15 protein-coding genes are annotated in these 21,812 nt (G+C 47.4%); 7 read left to right on the forward strand and 8 right to left on the reverse strand.

Going from position 1 to position 21,812, the window contains the following annotated elements; all coding sequences use genetic code 11:
- Window positions 1-192 precede the first annotated feature (192 nt).
- The 3 genes from K0H60_RS04260 (at window position 193) to K0H60_RS04270 (ending at window position 6,512) form a co-directional block, all read left to right on the forward strand.
- Window positions 193-1,125, forward strand: a complete 933-nt coding sequence (locus K0H60_RS04260) for an ABC transporter ATP-binding protein (protein ID WP_220057373.1) — start codon at window positions 193-195, stop codon at window positions 1,123-1,125.
- Between the two features lie 2 nt (window positions 1,126-1,127).
- On the forward strand, window positions 1,128-1,898 hold the full coding sequence (locus K0H60_RS04265) for an ABC transporter permease (RefSeq protein ID WP_011715945.1): 771 nt from the start codon (window positions 1,128-1,130) through the stop codon (window positions 1,896-1,898).
- A gap of 837 nt (window positions 1,899-2,735) precedes the next feature.
- Window positions 2,736-6,512: a S8 family serine peptidase gene (locus tag K0H60_RS04270; protein WP_220057374.1), complete on the forward strand. Its 3,777-nt coding sequence runs from the start codon at window positions 2,736-2,738 to the stop codon at window positions 6,510-6,512.
- An 84-nt stretch (window positions 6,513-6,596) separates the two neighbouring features.
- Here the strand turns inward: K0H60_RS04270 and asnC are convergent, their stop codons facing one another.
- Together asnC and rluA are read right to left on the reverse strand one after the other, a co-directional pair.
- Window positions 6,597-7,058 carry a transcriptional regulator AsnC gene (gene asnC / locus K0H60_RS04275; protein ID WP_220057375.1) on the reverse strand — a complete coding sequence of 154 codons (462 nt, stop codon included), beginning with the start codon at window positions 7,056-7,058 and terminating at the stop codon, window positions 6,597-6,599.
- 95 nt (window positions 7,059-7,153) lie between these two features.
- Window positions 7,154-7,831, reverse strand: a complete 678-nt coding sequence (gene rluA, locus K0H60_RS04280; protein ID WP_220057376.1) for a bifunctional tRNA pseudouridine(32) synthase/23S rRNA pseudouridine(746) synthase RluA — start codon at window positions 7,829-7,831, stop codon at window positions 7,154-7,156.
- Window positions 7,832-8,018: 187 nt separating this feature from the next.
- On the opposite strand from rluA, the gene K0H60_RS04285 reads away from it, so the two are divergent.
- Entirely contained in the window at window positions 8,019-9,935 is a 1,917-nt protein-coding gene (locus K0H60_RS04285) for a peptidase U32 family protein (protein ID WP_220057377.1), read from the forward strand.
- A gap of 142 nt (window positions 9,936-10,077) precedes the next feature.
- A complete protein-coding gene (locus tag K0H60_RS04290; RefSeq protein WP_220057378.1) occupies window positions 10,078-10,452 on the forward strand; it encodes a PH domain-containing protein in 375 nt (124 codons plus the stop codon).
- 62 nt (window positions 10,453-10,514) lie between these two features.
- On the opposite strand, the gene K0H60_RS04295 is transcribed toward K0H60_RS04290, so the two are convergent.
- Window positions 10,515-12,779: a toxin-antitoxin system YwqK family antitoxin gene (locus K0H60_RS04295; RefSeq protein ID WP_220057379.1), complete on the reverse strand. Its 2,265-nt coding sequence runs from the start codon at window positions 12,777-12,779 to the stop codon at window positions 10,515-10,517.
- 145 nt (window positions 12,780-12,924) lie between these two features.
- Between K0H60_RS04295 and K0H60_RS04300 the strand changes: the two genes are divergently transcribed.
- Window positions 12,925-13,248, forward strand: coding sequence for a cupin domain-containing protein (locus K0H60_RS04300; protein ID WP_220057380.1), 324 nt, complete (start codon window positions 12,925-12,927; stop codon window positions 13,246-13,248).
- Between the two features lie 24 nt (window positions 13,249-13,272).
- On the opposite strand, the gene K0H60_RS04305 is transcribed toward K0H60_RS04300, so the two are convergent.
- The 4 genes from K0H60_RS04305 to K0H60_RS04320 all read right to left on the reverse strand — a co-directional run bounded on the left by K0H60_RS04305 (window position 13,273) and on the right by K0H60_RS04320 (window position 17,537).
- Window positions 13,273-14,445, reverse strand: a complete 1,173-nt coding sequence (locus K0H60_RS04305) for an AAA family ATPase (RefSeq protein ID WP_220057381.1) — start codon at window positions 14,443-14,445, stop codon at window positions 13,273-13,275.
- Window positions 14,446-14,504: 59 nt separating this feature from the next.
- Window positions 14,505-15,668 carry a membrane dipeptidase gene (locus K0H60_RS04310; RefSeq protein ID WP_220057382.1) on the reverse strand — a complete coding sequence of 388 codons (1,164 nt, stop codon included), beginning with the start codon at window positions 15,666-15,668 and terminating at the stop codon, window positions 14,505-14,507.
- A 110-nt stretch (window positions 15,669-15,778) separates the two neighbouring features.
- A complete protein-coding gene (locus K0H60_RS04315) occupies window positions 15,779-16,222 on the reverse strand; it encodes a SufE family protein (protein ID WP_220057383.1) in 444 nt (147 codons plus the stop codon).
- A 67-nt stretch (window positions 16,223-16,289) separates the two neighbouring features.
- Window positions 16,290-17,537 (reverse strand): cysteine desulfurase, encoded by a 1,248-nt coding sequence (locus K0H60_RS04320; RefSeq protein ID WP_220057384.1) that lies wholly within the window; start codon window positions 17,535-17,537, stop codon window positions 16,290-16,292.
- A gap of 304 nt (window positions 17,538-17,841) precedes the next feature.
- Here K0H60_RS04320 and K0H60_RS04325 point away from each other — a divergent pair, with 304 nt between their 5' ends.
- Window positions 17,842-19,542 carry a methyl-accepting chemotaxis protein gene (locus K0H60_RS04325; RefSeq protein ID WP_220057385.1) on the forward strand — a complete coding sequence of 567 codons (1,701 nt, stop codon included), beginning with the start codon at window positions 17,842-17,844 and terminating at the stop codon, window positions 19,540-19,542.
- A 180-nt stretch (window positions 19,543-19,722) separates the two neighbouring features.
- On the opposite strand, the gene K0H60_RS04330 is transcribed toward K0H60_RS04325, so the two are convergent.
- Window positions 19,723-21,513: a DEAD/DEAH box helicase gene (locus K0H60_RS04330; protein ID WP_220057386.1), complete on the reverse strand. Its 1,791-nt coding sequence runs from the start codon at window positions 21,511-21,513 to the stop codon at window positions 19,723-19,725.
- Between the last annotated feature and the right edge of the window lie 299 nt (window positions 21,514-21,812).

The raw sequence follows: 21,812 nt of genomic DNA on the forward strand, positions 1-21,812 counted from the left end.
AAGTTGGCGACGCAAATGTTGTTTGGGGTCATGTATCCGCGCTTGGTGATCTATTAGTTATTTTTAATAAATTAATCTGTATTGATTCAATCAACTAGAGTCATACTTCGTTTTTATACAGCGGCGTATTGCATTTGCTGTTTTCGACACCATCTTATTGTTTTGTTCATTCTTTCAGGATCAGGTAGCACTATGGCCAATCATGCCCATGCTCTCGTACTCGAGGGGCTAAAAAAAACCTACAAAGGCGGCGTTGAGGCGGTAAAGGGGATTAGCCTTACCGTTGAACAGGGAGACTTTTTTGCATTGCTCGGCCCGAATGGCGCGGGTAAGTCGACCACCATTGGGATTATCAGCTCCTTAGTGCAGAAAACCGCTGGCTCTGTGCAGGTGTTTGATTTTGATATCGATAAGCAGCTCGAGGAAGCCAAGCTGTGCATAGGTTTAGTGCCACAGGAATTTAACTTCAACCAGTTTGAAACGGTACTGCAAATCGTCGTGAATCAGGCGGGTTATTATGGTGTGCCTAAGGCCGTGGCTCTTGAGCGAGCCCAAAAATACTTAAGCCAGTTGGATTTGTGGGATAAGCGCAACAGCCAATCTCGTACGCTGTCAGGCGGGATGAAGCGGCGATTAATGATTGCCCGCGCCCTGATGCACGAACCTAAGTTACTGATCTTAGATGAACCAACTGCAGGGGTCGATATTGAGCTACGCCGTTCAATGTGGGAATTCCTCAAGCAAATCAACCAACAGGGCGTGACTATCATTCTGACCACCCACTACCTTGAAGAAGCAGAAATGCTGTGTCGTAATATCGGCATTATCGATAAGGGCGTGTTGGTGGAATGCACGAGCATGAAGGCCTTGCTGAGTAAGCTGAATCTTGAAACCTTTATCCTTGACCTGCGCCGCGACATCGATGTCGCTCCCGCACTCAATGGTATGGTTTGCCGTTTAACCGATCCGCATACCTTAGAGGTGGATGTGGCGAAGGATCACAATCTCAATGATGTGTTTACGCAACTAACCGCCGCTAAGGTAGAGGTTTTGTCGATGCGTAACAAATCCAATCGTTTAGAAGAACTCTTCGTCGAGTTAGTGAAGAAAACCCAAGGAGCTTAGGCATGAAACAGCTGTATTTTATCGCCTTCAAAAGCATATTAACTAAGGAAATCAATCGTTTTACCCGGATCTGGATCCAGACCTTAGTCCCGCCAGCGATCACTATGACCTTGTATTTTTTGATTTTTGGCAACTTGGTCGGTAGCCGCATTGGTGATATGGGTGGCGTATCTTATATGGAGTTTATCGCGCCAGGTCTAATCATGATGTCGGTGATTACTAACTCCTATTCGAATGTGGCGAGCTCTTTCTATAGCGCGAAATTTCAGCGCAATCTCGAGGAGTTAATGGTCGCGCCCGTACCTCACTATGTGATGATCGCAGGCTACGTGGGTGGCGGTGTCGCTCGCGGCTTATGCGTTGGTTTAATCGTCACGCTAGTCGCCATGTTCTTTGTCGACATCAGCTTGCATCATGCAGGCCTTGTGGTCATGACGGTATTTTTAACTTCAGTGCTGTTCTCCTTAGGGGGATTAATTAACGCAGTATTTGCCAAGAGTTTCGATGATATCAGCATCATCCCGACGTTTGTGCTCACGCCCTTAACTTACCTTGGCGGGGTATTCTATTCACTGTCGTTGCTGCCATCATTCTGGCAAGGCGTTTCGGCACTGAACCCTGTGGTCTATATGATCAACGTCTTCCGTTACGGTTTCTTAGGTTTTGCCGATATCAGCATTCCGCTTTCAATTGGTATTATGGTGGGCTTTTGCGCCGTACTTTGGGGCGTTGCGTATTACCTAATCTCCAGAGGCATAGGGCTGCGCTCGTAGCTAATGTCATGTGTTAGTCAAATGAGCTAAAGCCCAAGTCTTGATATCAATGTGTTAATCATTGCTAAGACTTGGGCATGGTTAAGCTAGTGCCGTATTTCGTTATCTGCTCTAACTAGTTGGGGATTTTAGAATCTTTTATTAGGAATTTTTTCGTTGTTATTTTCAAATTCTGTCCTAACAACTGTAGTGTCTGAGCCCGTTAGCTATATCCATAGGTTTAATTTTATCGGAATAAGTTCTTGTCCTTATAGCAAACTCAACATGCCTATAAACAATTTGCCATACGGTTTAAATGTTGTTTTCTCTTACTCGTAATACGTCGCCAAATCTTCTCGGTTATTAATTGATGGCTTTTATGATGGATATTCTGGAGGCATTGAACAATTGAGCCGTAATGAAAAACGACATAGGAAATGGGATGTTTTTTAAAAACTAGTTTTCTTTAAGGTTTTGTTTTTTTTATTTTATCTATTTTTTTGCTGTGTTAACTATCTAAAGAGTAAAGGTTTTGCTGATATTGATATTAGGTCAGTTCTCAAGCTTATTAACTTATGGGGTCAATTACTGTTATTTCGGTCGAGAAAAATAAGCTTATAAGTCTTGTGGTTTGAAAAAGCACCTATAGATACGTAATTAATCCTTAATGTATGCGTTTGTTGTTGTTGTGATCCTGATGTGTTAAAAATGTTTAACTATTGTTTTAAAAGCTGGCGATAATGGCCCTAATGTTTGTAGAGTTTTCTACAGCTTTGCTTCTATTGCTTAGTTTGATGAAATGCTAGTTATTATAAAAACATAATAAAATCAGTTGCATATTTGACAAGGAAACAGCGAATGAAGAATAAAATTGCGCTAGCAGTATCAGCAGCACTATTATCGATGGGAGCTTCCGCGGGTAATATCTCCCATAGCGTTGCCAATGTTACAGTCTCCAAACCATCTAATGTTCTAGATCAAATTCCAGTTCAACACTCAAAACCAATTACTGCGGTTGTCGGGACTACCCAAGCAGTCTTCACTCCTGAAGCTGATTTGGCTCCTGGCAAGTATCGTTACTTTGTTCGTTTAGCTGATAGCCCTGTCGCCCTGTACGAGGGGGACGTGGAAGGCTTTAAAGCAACCAGCCCTGAAAAAAATCAAGTTCACAAACTAGATGTAAAGAGTGCAGCAGTTAAATCATACCGACAATATCTTACTAACCAGCAAGATAGTTTTATTGCGAAGGCGAAATCTGTAGTCGGTGAATTAAATGTTCAACAAAGAACAGCCTTGGCCTATAACGGCTTGGTTGTTGAAATGTCACAAAACGACGCGATTAAATTAGCTAAAGTGGCTGGTGTAGTTCATATCCAGCGTGAAACGTTACGTTATGTTCAAACCGATTCGGGTCCAAATATCATTAAGGCTCCTACTATTTGGAGTGGAGACGCAACTGGTGTAGCGACAAAGGGTGAAGGTATGATCGTTGGTATCATTGATACTGGCGTTAACACAGACCATCCTTCCTTTGCCGACAAAGGCGGTGATGGTTATGATCACACTAACCCTTGGGGTGAAAATAACTACTCTGGAGACTGTAAAGCCGATTTCCCTGAATTATGTAATGATAAATTAATTGGGGTTCACAGTTGGCCGGCTGTGACCAAATTGTATCTTGATTATGATGTGACTGTACCTGCCAATGGTGAAGACCACAACGGGCACGGTTCGCATACTGCAAGTACGACAGCGGGTAACGTGTTAGTTAATCAAAATGTTCCAGATGTTGATGGTAAGGACTCTGGCGTGGTATTTGAGCAGGTATCAGGTGTTGCTCCACATGCCAACATTGTTTCATATCAAGTTTGTTTACCTGGCGAGAAAGATAAGATCAATTTTGCAGGTTGCTTACCCTCTTTGACTGTGCTTGCTGTTGAGCATGCCATCGAAAATGGCATTGACGTATTAAACTATTCCATTGGTGGTGGCTCTAGTAACCCTTGGCAAGATGCGGATGCATTAGCATTTTTATCTGCTCGTAAAGCGGGTATTCATGTAGCAACTTCGGCGGGTAACGACGGTCCAGATGCTGGTACAGTTGGTTCACCAGGTGATGCTCCTTGGATTACAACCGTTGCTGCTTACACTCATGACCGTGATTTTTCTGATAAAACACTTAGTGGCTTTACTGGTGGTGATACGTCTGCTCCAGGGACTCTAACTGGTAAGGCAATGACTGGTGCCTATAGTGGCAAAATTGTATATGCAGGTGATTTTACAAACGCTAATGATCCAGGTGAAGACCCTGCACAATGTTTAAAACCTTTCCCTGCTAATACTTTTGCTGCGGACACTATTGTTGTGTGCGACCGTGGTGAAATTGCACGTGTTGATAAAGGCCGTAACGTAAAAGCCGGTGGGGCAGCTGCTCTGGTACTGGCAAACGTCACTGGTGGTGCTGATAGTGTGGTTGCTGATGCTCATGTATTGCCAGCGATTAATATTAATGCAGCTCAAGGCGATAAATTACGTGCTTGGCTAGCTAGTGGTGAAGGTCATACCGCGACTATTTCCGGTTCTGAAGTTATTCATGATGATAAGTTAGCTCGCATTGCGGCGGAGTTTACTTCTCGTGGACCAAACAAGTCTGTACCTAACGTGATTGCACCATCAATCGCGGCACCGGGTGTGAACATTTTTGCTGCTTATGCCGATTCACAGTCAGCTGCTTTTAAAGAAAACCCTGATCCTAGTGATTTCGGTTTTTTGAGCGGAACTTCTATGGCGAGTCCGCATATTGCGGGTGCATTAACCCTACTTGCTAAAATTCATCCAACATGGACACCTGCAGAAATTCAATCAGCATTAATGTTGACTGCAAACCAAAATACGCTGAAAGAAGATGGTAAAACACCTTCAGATTTCTTTGATATGGGCGCGGGTTTTGCCAATCTAGAAGCTGCGGCTAAGACTGGTTTGGTTATGGATGAGTCTTATGTTAACTACCTAAAAGCAGACCCTATGGTTGGTGGTAAACCTGAAGCTATTAACTTACCGACAATGGCAAATGCTGCTTGTGTTGATAAGTGCACTTGGACTCGTGTTGTTAAAGCAACAGTTGCAGGCAGTTGGAAAGCCTCTGCAGTAGGTATGGTTGATGGTTTTGCGCTTGTCGTATCGCCTGCTGAATTTACGTTAGCTGCGGGTGAAACTAAAGAGTTAACTATCACTGCTGATGTATCTGCGGCTGATGAAGGTTGGAATTTCGCCAACATTAAATTGGTGGCGGACAACTTACCCGAGGTTAAGCTACCTGTGGCTGTTAAAGCTGAAGGTAATAACTTACCTGATAGCATTAACCTTGAAGCTGGACGTACACAAGGTAGCATGACGTACAGTGGTTATGTCGTTAAAGGACAAACCGGTATGTCTATCAATGTCTACGACAAGGCAACCGATTTGATTGAACCTAGTACTCTTAAGGTTCCTGATGGTGATTTAGATTATATTGCTGTGACTTTCCCAGAAGATTTGCCGAATGTTCAGTTCAAAATTTCTTCTGAGACCGCGCCTGATGTCGATCTACGCATTTTGAACTCTTCTTTCGTTAAGATAGGTTCAAGTGCTGGTCCAAATTCAGATGAAGTTGTATCTTTTACAGATTTGCCCGCGGGTCAATACTATGTGGTTGTTGATGGCTATACCGCTTCAGCTCCTGGCGCGGTAGATGATGTATTAGTCGAAATATCATCAGTTATGTTTGATGCGGATTCACTCAGTGACTCGGTAATGACGAAAGTGTCAGAGTCAGACGGTGAGGTAAGCATTACTTTTGATTGGAATACTAAACAAAGTACCGCAGGTATCTTAGCTGCACTCGCAAGCGATGGTAGTGTGATAAAGCAGATTCCATTCAAGTTAACACGTAAAGACGATGTGACTGTTTCTACAGATCTTTCTAGTACTATGGTTGCGGGAGAAGCGAGCCACATTAGTTTTGGTATTGAGCCTAACTTAACCTCCGAAGATAAAGTGTATTCGTTAGAAGCACTGTTATCTCAAGGTCATGAAATTACGAATATTAGTCATGATGGGGTATTAACTGATACCAATATTAAATGGTCAGTGACTCAGCCGGCTGGTTCGAGTGAAATCTTGTCCGTTGGCTTTGATCTCATCCCTCGTAAGTCTGGTGAATTCTTCGCTATCAATCTATCGAATACGTTAGGCGATGATACTGTTGAAATGCAGCGTCAATTTGGTGTTATCCAAGTTGCTCCTGTGGCAGATATTTCTGCCCCTGCAAAAGTGAAGGAAGGTGCAACAGTGGCGATTTCTGGTAAAGGATCGTCAGATGCTAATAACGATGCTTTAACCTATAAATGGGTTCAAACAGCGGGTGCTGTAGCTACATTCAATGCTACCGCCAGTGACATTAGCTTCACTGCTCCCTCAGTACCGCCTGAAGGTGAAACACTGTCATTTGAACTGATTGTTTCAGATAGCCATGGCAACATGGATACTAAGACAGTCTCTGTGATGGTTGAAAACCAGCCTGAAGATGGTGGTTCACTTGGTTGGTTAAGTTTGTTAATGCTACCTGCTGTGTGGTTACGTCGTAAAATTAAGTAATGAGACAAGGGTAGAACTATTGATATTTGATAGTTCTATTCTATTGTTTAGTCTAGAAAACATCGCTCTTTGAGCGATGTTTTTTTATGGCTTAACCGCTCTTGTGATAGGGTTTTGCAGGCTGATAAGGGTTTCAGTCGATTGAATTTCGTCGATGGATTGGATGCGGTTAATCAACACGTGTTGCAGGCCATCGATGGATTGACACATGACTTTGACAAAAATGCTGTAGTTGCCTGTGGTGTAGTAGGCTTCTACCACTTCTTCTAAGGCGTTTAGCTTGGCGATGGCGGCGGGGTAGTCGCCGGCACTTTTGAGATTAATTCCGATAAAACAGCAGACATCGTACCCGAGAGCCTTGGGATTGATGGTGATCTGGGCACCCGTGATAATCCCCGCTTGTTTCATTTTCTCGACACGCACATGGATAGTACCCGCACTCACGCTGAAACGTTTGGCAAGCTCGGCAAACGGGGTGCGTGCATCTTGCATTAAGGCTTCGAGGATATGGTTATCAAGCTGATCGCGCTGAAATGCGGTTTCCATAAATAAACTCTCTATAACATAATGAATTGTCATAAAGTTACGTTCTTTTATGGTGAATGGCTACTGCTTTTAGGTGTTTTTATTGTTTTTAGTGATCATTGCTCACCTTCTGGCTCACAAAAGGGGGCATCGGCACTGAACGTCATGTTCTCACCCGTGTACGGGTGTTTGATGGTCAGTTCTGCTGCATGGAGTAATAATCGCGGTGCTAAGGATTTTGCCAGCGGATCCGCATAAAAGCCGTCGCCGAGGATTGGATGCCCCAGCGCCATCATATGTACCCTGAGTTGGTGTGAGCGCCCTGTAATCGGCTTTAGCTTTACCAGCGTCGAGCGTTTGGCGCGGCTGAGCACTTCAAAGTGGGTTAAAGAGGGTTTACCTATTTCGTGGTCAACCTTCTGTTTTGGGCGATTGGGCCAGTCGCAGATCAGCGGATAATCCACGCTACCCGTCGCATTTTTAACATGTCCCGCGACTCTGGCAAGATAAGTTTTGCTGGTTTCTCTATCGTGAAATTGGCGTTTTAGCTCGCGCTCGGCACTACGAATGAGCGCAACCACCATGACACCCGAGGTCGCCATATCGAGGCGATGGACGATTTGGCAATGGGGATGCTCGGCTTTGACTCGGGCATACACACTGTCGTAATGGGCGGGATCGCGACCGGGCACGGACAATAATCCCGAAGGCTTATTGACCACGATAATATCTTTATCTTGGTAAAGCACATCGAGCCAGGGAGTTGTCGGTGGTTGGTATATAAAATCAGTCATAATTGCGCCTATTAAACAATGCGCGGCAAAGATACTCTGCTCGGCTCTGGGGCGCAAGTTTGTTGTCTCTCCTCCTTATCTCGCCTCGCTTTAATCCAGCGAAAAATGATTTGCAGATAGAGCTGGATTTGAGTTTTTGTTATACTCGTCACCTTTTTCGTGATTGTTCATTTTGAGCCAGTGAAGTATGAGCCAGCCAGAGATTTACACACCTGAGACACTTTCTCACGTTAATAACCGCTTAGAGTTATTGGCGCCTGCAAAAAATGCCGATTATGGCATTGAAGCCATTCGCCATGGTGCCGATGCGGTTTATATCGGTGGTCCCGCATTCGGAGCGCGTGCGACCGCGGGTAACAGTGTGGAAGATATCGCCCGTCTCTGTACTTTTGCTCATAAGTATCATGCGCAAGTGTTTGTGGCCATTAACACTATTCTGATGGACGATGAACTCGAGACCGCTGAAAAGCTGATTTGGGATGTGTATAACGCGGGAGCCGATGCATTGATTGTGCAGGACATGGGCGTATTGCAACTTAACCTGCCGCCGATTGCGCTGCATGCCAGTACGCAAATGGATAACCGTAATCCCGAGAAAGTTGCCTTCTTAGAGCAAGTGGGTTTTTCACAAGTGGTATTGGCGCGCGAGTTAGGCTTAAGCCAAATCCGTGAGGTTGCCGCTCACACCAATATGCAGATTGAGTTCTTTATCCACGGCGCCCTGTGTGTGGCCTACAGTGGATTATGTAACTTAAGTCATGCCTTCAGTAATCGAAGTGCAAACCGTGGTGAATGTTCGCAAATGTGTCGTCTGCCGGGCAATCTTAAGACCCGCCAAGGGGATGTGTTGGCGCAAAACGAGCATTTACTCTCATTAAAAGACAATAACCAAACCGATAACCTCGAAGCCTTGATTGATGCCGGCGTTCGATCCTTCAAAATTGAGGGGCGTTTAAAAGACTTAAGTTACGTTAAAAACGTGACTGCCCATTATCGTCAAAAGCTCGATGCCATTATGGCGCGTCGCCCTGAGTTCGTGGCGTCATCCCACGGCCGTACTGAACATACGTTTACTCCGGATCCCGAAAAAACCTTTAACCGTGGCAGCACAGATTACTTTGTGAATGAGCGTAGCCAAGGGATTAAAGATTTCCGCTCGCCAAAATATATCGGTCAAGATGTGGGTAAAGTGGTCGCTATCGGCAAAGATTTTATTCAAGTCAGTTCAACCCACGAATTTAATAACGGCGATGGCTTAGCCTATTTCCCGCCAAACTATGCGATGGCCAAACAGTCCGATGACAAATTGCAGGGACTGCGTGTTAACCGTGCCGAAGGCCATAAGCTGCATGTATTGCAGGTGCCGCGCGATCTGCGTGTTGGTATGACGCTGTATCGTAACCATAACCAAGCCTTCGAAACTTTACTTTCTAAGGAGTCTGCAAAACGTATTATCGGCGTCGATATGCGTTTAACTGATACCGCTACGGGCGTGGCGTTAACGATGACGGATGTGTACGGCCTGAGTGCAACGGTTGAGCTTGCAGTCGAAAAGACGCCCGCCACCGACGCTGAAAAAACCTTGCTGACTATTCGTACTCAATTGTCGAAACTTGGCAGTACCGATTTTACGGCGCGCGAGATTAGTATCGAAACTGCTCAGCCTTGGTTCCTGCCAGCATCAACGCTCAATGGTTTGCGCCGTGATGCGGTAGCAGCATTAGAACTTGCCCGTGTTGAAGGCTACCAGCGTCCAAAACCTTGGAAATATAATCAAGATGCCGTGTATCCCTTCAAACATTTGAGTTATTTAGGTAACGTAGCAAACGAAAAGGCGAAGGACTTTTATCAACGCCATGGCGTGATTGAAATTCAGGACACCTACGAGAAAAACGGCGTGACCGAAGACGTGCCATTAATGATCACTAAGCATTGCCTGCGGTTTAACTTCAATCTCTGTCCTAAAGAAGTGCCGGGCATTAAAGCCGACCCTATGGTGCTTGAGATTGGTAACGATGTGTTGAAGTTGGTGTTCGACTGTCCAAAATGCGAGATGATGGTCGTTGGTGAAAACCGTCAGGTTCGCGGTCAAAAAGCCGTTTAATTTAGGCTTGAATGGTTATCAAGGGAGCATTGAGTATTCAATGCTCCCTTTTTGTTTTTAGGGCCGTTGCCGCTCTCTTTGTTGCCACTTGGTTAACTACAGGATATTTTATTGAAAAATTTCAATAATAAAGGATGTCAGCATGGGATTGTTAGATGGGTTACTGGGGAATGCGTCTGAGGTCGATTTACAGGAACTGGCCGAAGAGCTGCGCCCAATTATGGGCATTCAGGAAGAATTAAAACTGGCCTATAAAGTGATCCGCGATCTGTTTGTATTTACCAACAAACGCTTGATCTTAATTGATAAGCAAGGACTGACGGGCAAGAAAACCAGCTATCACTCAGTGCCCTATAAATCCATTACTCATTTTGAAGTGGAAACCACTGGCCATTTCGATATGGATGCCGAGCTTAGGATCTGGATCTCTGGCCAAAGTGAGCCTCTGGTTAAAGAACTGAAACGCGGTACCGATGTCGTTGGGATCCAAAAGACCATAGCGACGTTCGCGCTTTAATCCCTTGCTTTAGTGTTTGAGTTATCAGCAGGCCATCGCCGAATTGACTTGCTGATATTCAATCAATTCAAGACTCTATGGTTTGAACCGCTGGACTGTTCTATCGGTTCACCATTCATAGTATAGGTTTCGGATAATTCGAGTCGGCCTTGTTTATCGTACTGATTGTGGATCCCCACCCAAAAGTGTTCTTGCCCCTGAAAAAGTAAGTTGCCTTCTTCGGCGATTTGACGATTCGGATGATAGCGTTTCATGGCATAGAGTTGGCTATCTGGGTCAAATTTTAAATGGTAGCTGAGGATAGGCGTCGATGTTTGGGGTTCCTTCGCATCATTGGCCCGAGCCATTGCTTCGACAATGTTGCTGTCATCGACCTTGCTTTCCGCTGTCATCGTCTGCTGCTCGGCGGCATCAAAATAGTGTCGGGTTTCATTGAGCTTGCCATCGTCGCTGAGCCAGGCTTCGCGTTGTAACTTGCCTTGCGGTGTAAAACGTTGCCAGTGGCCGACATCCTGATAATCGTTTTCTATCACTTTTACAAAGCCAGACTCCAGCAATTCGCCTTGTTTTGAAAAGGCTTTTGAGCTGAATAGATTCTCGTCGAGGCGAGTGAGCAGCCAACGGATAGCCCCATCCTCATAGTATTCGATGCGAGTATCAGGGTGACCCGTTTGATAATATTCCCGTTGATTATCCTCAAGATGGTAGCCGCAACGGGTGTTTGAGTGGCTCTCAAAGGATTCGAGAACACCTTGCTTGTTATAGGAGGAGCGTTCCTTGAGGTAACCTTGGCCATCACGGACAACATATTCAGCAATCGTCTTGATGGTACCGTCTTCATAAAACCAGCGGGCCGTGCCATCGCGATTACCTTGAGTGTGCGGCAGATACATTTGAATTTGCTGGTTTTCATAGTATTCGATAAAGGGCGCGATAGAGAGGTTACGCTGATATTGGCCTTCGGCAGACAATACACCGCTTTCATAATAGCTGCGGAAAAGGCCTTCTCTTAAGCCCTTTTCAAGGTAGATCTCAAGGGAGAGTTGACCATTTTCATGGTACCAAGTGGCAAGACCCTGCTCATGGCCATGTTCAAAGGGGATGCATTGTTCTAGCTGTCCGTTCGGATACCATTTCTCGCTGTTACCATGGGCAAGGCCATCAACAAAATTGAGTTGATTTGCCAGCACGCCATTGGGGTGCCATTCTTGACGTAAACCGCAATTTAACCCCTGTGGATTGAGCTGTTCTCGCCAGGCGAGTTGGCCATCTTCGTAATAGGTTTCGAGGCTTTTGCCCGCTGCATCGAGATGGACTTCTTGTTTAAGATTGCCGTTGGTATGGTACCAAAGCTCTTTAACCAATTCCCCCATGTCATAGCTTAATTCGGCCTGCAGCGTGCCATCTTCATAGTAGATATGCTCGGCGCCATGGATTTTTCCCGCCTGCATGGGACGTATTAGCCACAGGGCGCCTGATTCATAATAGCGAGTTAACTGATTGATATAATTATCTTCACTATCCTTTTCGGCGGTTTCTTTTATCTGACCATTGCTATAGTAGCGGGTTAGTAGCATTCCTTCGGAGTGGCGCTCCTCGACTTGATTGATTTTGCCTTCATTGTCATACCAAGTCTGGCGCCCGAGCTGTTGCTCCTCAATAAAATGTCCTTCGAACTGCAATACACCTAAGGCATTGAATTGGCGAGTGATGCCGTTGCGCTCACCAAAGTAATTACAATCGACTGCCTGAGTGAGGTTGGGGGATTGGGTGACAATTCTCAGTAGATTCTGACCTTGCTCTGTCTCAATCTGATGGAATGTCCGTTGCTGTTTGCCTGTGAGACTGCCGAAGTCCTGCATATCGCCTTGTACTCTGTGCTCGGCATCGACATGAAAACGGCAGATCACTAATTCTTGCTGGTTTACCAGTGCCACTTTCCAGCGCTCTTGAGTTGTCGCCGCATCAGCATCTTGCTCTAGGCTACAGGTCTTATCCTGACCGAGATAAAAATCTTGCACTGGGCCGTGTATCTCTATGCGGTCAAATTGGGTCTCGTGAAAGGTACAGGATTCATGCTCTCGCTCCCAACCGAGCAGCTCGATCGTTTGCGGGCTGTCGAAATAATAGCGGGTAAACTCTTCGTGGGTGTCTGAATGAGTGGCTTGCGCCGGAGTCGCTTGAATGGCAAGACTAAAATAGGGTTTGAACGTACTGGATGGGAGTGGAGCGGGATTGGGAGAGGTTTGAAGAGGTATGTCTTGGTGGGCGCAGCTATTTTTCTTGGCATTAAATAACTTAGCTTTAAATGCGCGAAACAACGACATAGGTCAACTTCTCCATATCCATATGATACAACGATCTTTTTTGTCATCTCATAAGGCTCTTAGCCCTAAGAGCGCCTATGATAACGGTTTATACTTTGGTTTCTCAATAGATTATCTTGCTCTCGAGCCATGATAAGGATTCAAGATGCTACAAAATTTTTATCAGTCACTCCCCGATGATTTATCACAAGAAGTGTTCGAAACCTTTGCTGGCAATAGCAAGGTGAAGATTGAACGCATTATCTCGCAAGGCCATTCGACGCCAGCGGGGGAGTGGTACGATCAATCTCAATATGAGTGGGTGATGTTGCTTAAAGGGGAGGCGCAGCTCGAATTCGAAGATGCTCAGTTAGTTACCCTAAAACCTGGGGATTACCTCACCTTAGCGCCGCATCAAAAGCACAGAGTCGCGTCGACCAGTGCAGAGGGAGAAACCCTGTGGCTGGCCGTGTTTTACGATGCCGAATGATGCAGAGACGTTATATCTTAGCGGCTATCTGAGTTGCCATTGCCAGCTCGGTGTATTGAGCAAATCCTGCCCCACAATTTGGGTTTGCCCTAGATTTTTATCGAGTGCCAAAGTATTGCAATGCTCAAACTGACTCAAGGCATTAATCAAGCGGTTAGCGTGGGACACTACCCAAAGCTGACACCCGTCGGAAGCCTTGGCGATAAGCCGAGCTAAAGCGGGTAATAGATCGGGGTGCAGGCTGGTTTCGGGCTCGTTTAATACCATTAGCTCGGGTGGTCTTGGGGTGAGTAATGCGGCGATAAGCAGTAAATACCTCAGGGTACCGTCTGAGAGTTCACTGGCATGTAGTGGCCTTAACAAGCCCTGCTGGTGGAATTCGAGTTGGAGTATCCCGCCCGCTTGGGGCGTGATACGCACCTTGGCCCCTGGAAAAGCATCGGTCACCGCATGATCAAACGCGGCTTTATCGCCAATCTCAAAAATGGTTTGTATGGCAGAGGGGAGATCTCGACCGTCATGGTGCAATACTGGCGTGGCTGTCCCTAGCTGCGGACGACGCGCAGCAGCTTCGGCATCGGTTCGGAAATGATCGTAAAAGCGCCATGCGCGAATGCTGTCTCTTAGCGTTAACACTTCAGGGCTACGCTCCGGATCGGCAAGTTCGGTAAAAATACTGTCACCACTTTGCAGATGAGCGCTCAAGGTGAGCCAACCTTGTCCCTCAGGGCTGCGACTCTTCACCATAGGACCGCGGCGCTCCACCAACACGCTGGCGGGGCGATATTTGGGACCATTCCAAATCGCCTCGCGTTTAATTTGCGGATCTAAACCAAATAGGGTGGTTGAGTCGGGTTTTGGGAGGCCAAGTTCAATCAGGTAACTAAAATCTTCGCCAGCAAACCCGAGTTTTAGGCGTTTGGGCGCTTGTCTGACTGTCGCTTCAATTGGCGTGTCGCCCGCTAACATGCCCTTGGTGAGATTTTCTGGTCCTGCCCAAAAACAGGAGTCTAAGCCGCCTTCTTGCGCTAACGCATTAACAACGCCACCTTGGGCCGTTTGAGCTAATAGCCGTAAGGCTTTGTATAAATTGGATTTGCCACTGCCGTTAGCGCCAGTCACTAGGTTTAGGCGTCCAAGGGGTAAGACTATCTCCCTTAAGGTGCGATAGTTAGAGATGGCTAGGGTGGTCAGCATGACAGTCCATTTATTCGAGTGATTTTTCGCAATTCAACCATGACGTTGTTAGCGCAGGCTTAGATGAGTACCTGATTGAGCACTCTTTGCCAGTTTCCGCCCATAAAGCGGTCGCGATCGGTCGACTTAAAGCGGGCCTTAGCTAACGCATCGTCGATACGGCTCATACGCTCGATATGGTTTAACTCGGGAATGACCACATGCCTTGGCTCAGCATCAAAACCTAACACTTTTTTAGCCCTTAGGCTGTACCACCATTCCTGATATTCCTTCACACCCTGGGCATTGTCGTTATTCAGGGCTAACAGATTTTCTTGGCCTCTGAGCGGATAATCATTGGCGATGGCGACACAATCGACCCCGCCGATACGGGCTATATATTCTAACTGGCGGATATAGTCATCAACGGTCGGGACGGCATTATTGGTGAGCCAAAAGCTCATCATAAAGACTCCGAACACGCCGCCTGAGTCGGCAATGGCGCGGATCACCTCATCGGGGCTACAACGAGCATGTTTGACAATACCACGCGCCGCGCCATGGCTTTGGACTATGGGCGCGCGGCTGAGTTTGGCAACATCTAACGCGGTTTGGGCACTGGAGTGGCTGACATCGACTAAGATATTGGCATGATTGAGTTTTTCAATCAGTGCACGGCCATGTGCCGTAAGAGGTTTATTGAGTCCGCCATTGGCATCGTTATCGAGGGCGCCGCCCGCAAAGGTATTGCCGTAATGGTGGGTCAGCTGCAGTGCTCGCAGACCTTGGCGGTGAAACTCATCGACGCGGGCCCATTGGTTAGCCTCGCTGTCTTCTTCAACGCAATCCGCGCCTTGGATTTGGAAGAAAACCGCAGTGCGATTGCTCTCCCTCGCCAATTGGATATCGCGTCCAGTTAAGCCTTGCAGGAGAATGTCAGGGTGTTCGATGACACGTTTCGCGGCTTGTTGGATGCTTTCCATGCAGGCTTTGTAAGTGCGTTTGTAATTTAAGGTGCCGTCGGCTTGTTCAATGGTTTCGATGGCGGAGATATCACATAAAAAGGCATCGAGCCCAGATGCGGGGACATCGGCTAAGTCATCGGGTAAAAAGGATAAACCATCGATATATAAGCGCCGAGAGCGCGGCGCAGCAAGGCTGGAGAAACTGGTAAAGGGGCAAAGTAGCGTGGCGGCGCCAATCCCTTTTAACAGCGTTCGACGATCTTGATTAACAGCCTTCATGGGCGTGCGCTCTCCTTCAGATGAAGCTAATTTTTACTTCTTTATACCCTGTTAAGGCGTAGAAGTCTTTGATTAAATCCCTCTTTTACCGATTTAACCCGCAGATTGATTTAGGGTTTTACCGCATCAATCATTGCCTTGGCTAAGGCATGTAAGCCATTGGTGCGCGAGGGACTTAATTGGCCCTCAAGCCCTAATTGTTTGAAATAGGTGGAAGGGTCGAAGGCGAGTATCTCGTCGCTCTGTTTGCCGTGACAAGCACTCAGCAGTAAACCGATTAACCCCTTCACGATGCGCGCATCGCTATCGGCCAGAAAATAATGCTTAGCGTCTTGCTCAATATGGTACAGCCAGGCATCACTCTCGCAGCCTTTCACTTGGGCGGCCTCAAGGCGAAATTCATCCGTTAAACTCGGTAAGGTTTTACCTAATAACATGATTTGGCGATATCTTTCCTGCCAGTTTGGCGCTTGCTCAAAACGGGCTAACAGGCTTGATGAATCCTCAACGGAGTAATCAAACTCGGTGGCAGCGGGCATGATTGGCAATGTCATGGGGAAAATGTCCTCCTCTTAAGCGTGTTGCCTGATGGCGCAATGATGTAAGCCCTTAGCGAGCGGATTAGAGCAGCAACTCTTTGACTGAGGCTAAGGCGGCAATAAAGCGGTCGATATCGGCTTTATTGGTGTAGATCCCAATCGATGCGCGGCAGCAACCCTTCAGGTTAAGGCTTTGCATCAAGGGCATGGCGCAGTGATGGCCGCAGCGCACGGCAACGCCTTGTTGATCTAATAAAATCCCGACATCTTGATGATGTTCATCGCCCAGATTAAAGGCAACCGCACCGAGATTATCACTATGGGCAGCATAGAGATGCACATCTCCGAGGGCGCGCAGCTGCTGCTGTAAATACTGCAGTAGTTCTGCCTCGTGGGCCTGAACCGCTGGCGTTAAGTGTTGTTGCAAAAAGCGGATTGCGGCGCCTAGGCCGATGACTTCACTGATGGGCGGGGTGCCTGCCTCTAAGCGATTAGGCAAACTGCCAAACTCGGAGCCATCGAAACTCACTCGTTTAATCATCTCACCGCCCGTTAACAGCGGGGTGAGCGTATCTAACTTATCGAAGCGGCCATACAGCACGCCAATGCCGGTTGGACCATACATCTTGTGGCCTGAAAACACATAAAAATCACAATCGATGGCGGCCATATCTAAGCTTAAATGTGCAACCGCCTGCGCCCCATCGACTAAGGTGATCGCCCCCTGCGTCTTGGCTTGCTGCACTAACTCGACAACAGGATTCACTGTGCCTAAGGCGTTCGACACATGGCACAGGGCGACTACCTTTGGCTTGAGGGCGAGCAGCGCTTGATAGGCATGAAGATCGAGCCTGCCATCCTGTTCGAGAGGAATAGGTTTAATGATGGCATCCGTGCGTTTTGCCAATTCTTGCCACGGCACTATGTTGGCGTGGTGGGCGGCGGTATCGATCAAAATCAGATCGCCCGCTGCAATCTGTTGCGTTAAGCCATAGGCGACTAAATTGATCGACTCAGTGGTGCCATGGGTGAAGATGATTTCTTCGCGGCGCTTAGCATTAATAAATCCTTGTAACTCATCGCGGACCTTCTCGTAGTTAGAAGTCGCGCGCGCCGACAATTGGTGCGCCGCGCGGTGCACATTGGCATTGTCGTTCAGGTAATACTGCGCCATGGCATCTAACACGGATTGCGGCTTTTGGCTGGTGGCCGCAGTATCGAGATAACACAGGGGATAGTCGCCCAACATTTGCGAGAGGGTAGGAAATTGCGCGCGGATTTGGTTATGGCTATCGGGCAATGCAGTGTCGGTCGAGGCTGAGTGTGTCATCTGGGGCTTTACGCAATAAAAAGGCTTTGGGATCTTCGGTTATCTCCCCGCCGAATGCAAGTTTTCGCGGGCTAATTTCCCGTTATTGTTGCTGTGGTTACTGGGGTTGAAATACGCCAAAGATGAAGCGATTTAAGCTCTCTCCTTTGTGGTCAAACACCAAAGGAAATGGGAGGTTTTGTGCTCAAGTGTTTCTATATAAGTTAGTTTTTTCTTGAGTTTAGCTTCAATTCTTCCGCTCTTGTTGAAAACTGCGACTATCCTAAATAAAGGATGAGCAGCACTATTCATGGAGAGAGGTTTTATGGGCCGTTTTTTAAAAGATCTCAGCATCAAGCATAAGATGTTTGCCCTCGTTGGGGTGATGCTAGTGTTGATGTTGCTGTTATCAGGCTTTAGTTTGCTGAAAATGAAGCGAGTGTCGGACGAAGTCCATGGTATTGCGACCGAGAATATTCCACTCGTTAGACTGTCTACCGATGTGACGATTCAACAGCTTGAAAGCTCAATTATCCTCGAAAAGGCTTTTCGCGCCTCGGACATTAAAGTCTCTCCCGAACAAAGGTTGATAGATGGTTTTATTGCCGACGTGATAAAGCATAAAGAGTTGATAAATCATGAATTACAATCGACTCAAACCATGCTCAATGATGCGCTTAAATTATCTCAACCCGCTGAGCTACGAGACAAAACCCTACAATTGAGTCAAGAGATTGCCAACATCATCCAAGGCTTTCGTCACTACGACGCGCAATTAGTGGCTGTGATAGCGGGAATTGAGCAAAAACAGGAGTCTGCCCTGTTAGCGCAGCGAGTTGATGAGTTAGAGAAAACGCAAAAAGAGTTCAATACCGAGTTAAGCCAATTTGCGCTGCAATTGGAGCAAATGACGAAGACGGCGGTATCTGTGACCGAAGAGGAAGAGATTAAGGCCGCCTACGGTATGATGATTATCTCCTCTATTGCGGTCGTCATCGGTTTATTTGTCGGACTGCTTTCTAGTCGTTACATAGTGCAATCCATCACCCAGCTGCGTAATGCGGCCTCCTTAATGCAATCGGGAAATTTTAGCCACGAACTTGCCGTCACCTCAAAGGACGAATTAGGTGAGTTGACCATAAGCATGAATCAGATGGCATTAACCTTAAGCAAAACCGTGGGGCAAGTGGTTGACCGTAGTGAAGAAATCGCTTCGATGGTCACAGAGCTTAATGCGGTGGCCGAAAACAATCGCGAGGCGATACTGAAACAGCAGGACAATACGGATCAGGTCGCCGCCTCTATGACACAAATGGCCGCGACGATTACCGAGGTGGCGAGCAGCGCCGAGACGGCATCCTTTTCGGCGGGGCAGGCGGAAAACAGAGCGAAGGAGAGCTGTGGCGTTGTTGAGGCTAGTGAGAAAATCACTCAACAATTGGTCGTTAGCGCTCAACATTCGAGTCAACTTATTCAGCAATTACAGGCCAGTACGGGCAAGATCTTAAACTTTGTGTCGGTAGTGGATGCGATTGCCGGGCAAACGAATCTGTTGGCGTTAAATGCCTCGATTGAAGCGGCGCGGGCGGGCGATCAAGGCCGAGGATTTGCCGTGGTGGCCGATGAGGTGCGAGCATTAGCGACTCGCAGCCAAACGGCAACACAGGAAATCAGTGAGCTTATCCAAACCTTAGTGGTCGATGCTAAATCGGCTGTGAGTTCGTTTGAGGAAAATGAACGTCAAATCAGTGAGTCATCTGTACTGGTTAATCAAATTAAGCAGAACTTATTTGAGATCTTAGATGCATTGACGCAACTTTCGCAGGCGAACTCGCAGGTAGCGACCGCAAGTGAGGAGCAGGCGGTCACGGCGGAGGATATTAGCGAACGCATTAATGCGATACGTGATTCGGGGGAGCTCGTTTTAAATAGTGCCTTCGAAACGGCTAAAGCCAGTGAGTCATTATCGCAACAGGCGAATTCGTTGCGGGAGGGGATGCAGCAGTTTAAGGTTCGAATCGTCTAGATTTCAGCGTGTGTGACATCCATAAAAAATGCCCAGCTTATAAAGTTGGGCATTTTTATGGAGCTTCACTCAAGGTATCACATTGCTCTAACCCACGGTTTTGCCATTATATTTAATGTGGTGATAAGTGTGGCAACTTGCTTACTTCACACCATTACCGCGATTATCTGGGCGATATGATTACTTTTTAGGGGCATTCGCGGTGGAGTTTGTACTCGGTTGAACTCGTCCCTGTGGCTTGCCTTGGCGACGCTGTCCTTGGTTTGTCTTTTCGCTAGACCCTTCGTGATGGCGAGCCTGTTGACTGCGTTGCTGTGAGCCTGAATGAGATTGGCCTTTGGCTTTATGCTCACGATTGGCCTTATGTTCGCTATTGCCTGAGTTAGCAGAGCCTTTACCGCGTTGCGGATATTTATCCTGTGGTTTTGGCGAGCGGGCCTGTTCGGCAGTCGCAGGTGCATTCCTGTGCTCAGCGTTTTTTGCCGCTTGCGGACGCTTAGACTCGCCTTGCTGATTGTGTTGCTCTTGCTGCTGGTTGCGTTGACCTTGATGACTGCGCTGGCCTTGATTACTTCTTTGGTCTGAGTGACTGCGCAGGCCTTGATTGCTACGCTGGCCTTGATTGCTACGCTGGCCTGAGCTTGGCTGCGCGTTTTGGCCCTTTTGCTGTGCTAAGTCACCATTGTCTGCAGTTTTAGGTGCAGGCGTTTTACGAGCATCGCGGCCCGAACCGGCTCTTGGTGCGGGTTTACCCGCACTGCGGTGCTTACGTTGGCTCGCCACGGCTTTGATTTTGTTCTCTTTACCATGGGCATTTAGGGTCGATTCGGGAAGCGCATGGACAGGACTGAAGCCTTCAACTTCCTGCCTTTCAAGCACGCGATTGATCAAACGCTCAATGTCCCTGAGCAGCTTAGTTTCTTCGCTACTGACTAAGGATACGGCTTGGCCTAAGGCGCCAGCACGGCCGGTGCGGCCAATGCGGTGCACGTAATCTTCGGGCACATTGGGCAGATCGAAGTTCACCACTTGTGGCAATTGGTCGATATCGAGCCCGCGCGCCGCAATGTCGGTCGCCACGAGTACGCGTACTTCGCCACTCTTAAAGTCGGCTAAGGCTTTGGTGCGTGCGCCTTGGCTCTTGTTGCCGTGGATAGCGGCGGCGCTGATCTCGGCTTGAATAAGACTCTTAGCCAGTCTGTTGGCACCGTGTTTAGTGCGTGAAAACACTAATACCTGCTGCCAGTCTTCCTGCTTGATGAGCTGAATAAGCAGCGCCGATTTTTGATTCTTATCGACGGGGCAAATCCATTGTTTGACTGTGTTTGCCGCGGCGTTGCGTGGTGTAACTGAAATTTCTACTGGTTGATTCACTAGGCCTTTGGCAAGCTCGCGGATCTCATCGGAGAAGGTCGCCGAAAACATCAGGTTTTGTCGTTTAGCGGGCAACATGGCGAGGATTTTTTTGATATCGCGGATAAAACCCATGTCGAGCATGCGATCCGCTTCATCCAGCACTAAGACTTCGAGTTGATTAAATTTCACCGCCTTTTGCTGCTCAAGATCTAATAATCGTCCTGGCGTGGCGACCAGTACATCTACCCCGTGGCGTAGCTTTTGAATTTGAGGATTAATCGGCACGCCACCAAAGACAACCGCTGAGCGTAATGGCAGATATTTACCATAGGTTTCAACACTTTCGCTTACTTGAGCCGCTAACTCGCGCGTGGGGGTGAGCACTAAGGCGCGGATTTGTCCCGCCTTCGCTTTATTGCCTTTAGAGAGTAATTCGAGCAACGGCAGGGTAAAGCCTGCGGTTTTTCCTGTCCCCGTTTGGGCCGCAGCCATCACGTCTTTACCCGTCAGTACGGCGGGAATCGCCTGTGCTTGAATGGGCGAGGGTGTGTCATAACCTTGTTCAGTCACGGCTTTTTGGATTGGAGCAGATAAACCTAGGGAGGAAAAACTCATTAATGGGTCTCTTGTGGCAGCAAAGGGTCGCAGCAGTAGTATGGCCGAATTGGCGGGCGTGCAGCTTACATGAAGAGGCGCTAGATCGCCATGTTTGAAAGTGGTTTGTTGTTTATCTGGCGCAAAAGCCGATTCAGGAGTGGCTAATTTATCGACCTATCAGTATCTTGTTCAGTATTTAGGGAAAGATCACGCTTGTGTTAATTTCATTGCTTCTAAGTAATTCAACTTGGGGTAAAATTAACAAACATCCTCAATAGGTTGCAAAGACATTAGCGTGACGTTGTCGTAAATCAGAT

The sequence above is a fragment of the Shewanella mangrovisoli genome, assembly GCF_019457635.1.
GTDB lineage: Bacteria > Pseudomonadota > Gammaproteobacteria > Enterobacterales > Shewanellaceae > Shewanella > Shewanella mangrovisoli.